The organism is Inquilinus sp., assembly GCF_057815775.1.
Genome location: NZ_JBYRFX010000979.1, coordinates 1 through 2,101, shown reverse-complemented (window position 1 = coordinate 2,101; position 2,101 = coordinate 1). Strand labels below are relative to the sequence as shown.

Below are 2,101 nucleotides of genomic sequence, written 5' to 3'. Positions count from 1 at the left end.
CAGCATCACCGAGCTGCCGTTGATGTGCAGGTGGATGTGCATGGTCCGCCCCTGCTCGTCCGGCGGCACGGCGGCCACCTCCTGGCCGGCGAAGGCGCGCTGGTAGAAGGCCGAGGCCTTGGCGGCGCCGTCCACCTGGAGATAGACGACCACGCCGCCGAGGGTCTGCGGCTTGGTGGTCTGGTCGGCTGAATCGGTCATCTCGGCGTCTCCCGTTGGGGTGTGCGATGGGTTGCGAACCGCCGGCACCTGCCGGCGTCCGTCCCAAGGACGGACGCGACGGCGCCGTTCCGACAATCCTAGCGGAAAATTCCTGCGGCTTTGTGACCCGGCATATGGCGGCTGGGTTTCGCCGAGCCGGGACGGTCCAGTCTGCAAAAACAGGCTTGGCGGCGCCGGCCCGTTCGGCCCCACTGGTCGCAGCGCGACCAGCGCCTTCCCGGCCGAACCCGCAGTGGAGTCCACCCCATGACCCGATTCGTCCTCGTCCACGGTGCCTGGCACGGCAGCTGGTGCTGGGCCCGCCTGCGCCGCCTGCTGGCCGCCCAGGGCCACGAGGTCTTCACCCCGACCCTGACTGGCCTGGGCGAACGCTCGCACCTGCTCAGCCGCGACATAGATCTGGAGACGCATGTCGCCGACGTGACCAACCTGCTGGCCTGGGAGGATCTGCGCGACATCGTCCTGGTCGGGCATTCCTATGGCGGCGCGGTCGTGCGCCATGCCGCCGACCGGATGGCGGACCGCATCCGCTCGCTGGTCTATCTCGACGCCTTCGTCCCCGAAGACGGCAAGACGGTGCATGACTATCTGCCCCAAGGCGGCGCGGCGGACCGCGAACAGGCGGCGCGCGACGGCGAGGGCTGGAAGGTGTCGCCGATCCCGGCCGCGGTCTTCGCGGTCAATGACGCGGATGCCGCCTGGGTCGACCGGCAATGCACGCCGCAGCCGCTGGCGACCTTCACCACGCCGGCCCGGCTGACCGGCGCCTGCGACGGCATCGCCGAGATCGGCTATATCCTGGCCACCGGCTTCCACGGCCCGTTCGGCCCCTTCGCCGCCGCCGCCGAAAGCCGCGGCTGGTGGCGCCACGACATCGCCTGCGGCCACGATGTGATGCTCGACGCGCCGGAGGAATTGGCCGCCGTGCTGCTGCAGCGGGGATAGGGGCGGGGGATCCGTGTATTGCCTCTCCCGCTTGCGGGAGAGGTCGGAGACGCAAAGCGGCTCCGGGTGAGGGTTCTTCGTCGAGGCGGGGCCAACCCACACCCGGAAATCCCCAAGCGGATTTCCGACCTCTCCCGCCAGGCGGGAGAGGCAACGCAAACGCACGTCGCCTCTTGTTCACTATTTGTTCATTGAATCCATCCACCCATCGGGGTCATGCTGTCTTCATGACACACGCCCTGCTCGATCCCCCGACCACCCCCGCCGGCGCCACCAGCCCCGGCGGCGAGACGCATGAGCGGGATTGGGCGGCGCTGGAGCTGGAGGTGCTGGGGGATCTGGCCCGGATCGGCAACGCCATCGCCGAAGAGATGAGCCAGGGATACAGGGCCACCGCCGCAGTCCTGCTCCCGGGATCCCCGGCACGGGTCAAGGCCGACCGCGAGGTCGGGCTGGCCATCATGCGCATCTCGCGCGCCGTGCGCCTGACCATGGCGATGTTCGGCCGGGTGCGGCAGGCCCGCGAGGCTCTCCTGAACGGCACGGCCTCACCGCCCGCACCCGCCATGCCGGACCGCACGCGATCCTCCGCCGAGGCGGAGCAGCGTGCCACGGCGGCGATCGCCCGGTCGTTCGCGCATGCGCTCGACGACGATCTCGATGACGAAGAGGATCTGTTCGACGATCTCGACGATGATGAAGATCTGTTGGACGATCTCTATGACGGGCCGGACCCGGCCGATGCGCCGGACCGCCCGGACCGGGAAAGCCTGACGGAACTCGCGGATTTCGGCTTCTCGCTCGACCGCTGCCACCCCGGCGAGGTCATCGCCCGGATCTACCGCGACCTCGGCCTGCCCCCGGACCCCATCCGCTGGCCGCAAGCCTGGCCGGCCCCGCGGGCCTCGCAGGCCCCGCAGGCCTCGCAGGCCGG

3 protein-coding genes are annotated in these 2,101 nt (G+C 70.1%); 2 read left to right on the top strand and 1 reads right to left on the bottom strand.

Annotation, left to right across the window (positions count from 1 at the left end; translation table 11 throughout):
* A partial coding sequence (locus AC3XYG_RS35070; protein ID WP_489144525.1) for a VOC family protein occupies positions 1 to 201 on the bottom strand: 201 nt, incomplete at its 3' end.
* A gap of 267 nt (positions 202 to 468) precedes the next feature.
* Between AC3XYG_RS35070 and AC3XYG_RS35065 the strand changes: the two genes are divergently transcribed.
* Both AC3XYG_RS35065 and AC3XYG_RS35060 read left to right on the top strand, forming a co-directional pair.
* Positions 469 to 1,167: an alpha/beta fold hydrolase gene (locus tag AC3XYG_RS35065; protein WP_489144524.1), complete on the top strand. Its 699-nt coding sequence runs from the start codon at positions 469 to 471 to the stop codon at positions 1,165 to 1,167.
* A 227-nt stretch (positions 1,168 to 1,394) separates the two neighbouring features.
* On the top strand, positions 1,395 to 2,101 hold a 707-nt coding region (locus AC3XYG_RS35060; RefSeq protein WP_489144523.1), incomplete at its 3' end, for a hypothetical protein.

Coding starts and splice junctions, on each gene's coding strand:
- AC3XYG_RS35065 (WP_489144524.1), top strand. CDS start 469: ATGACCCGATTCGTCCTCGTCCACGGTGCCTGGCACGGCAGCTGGTGC.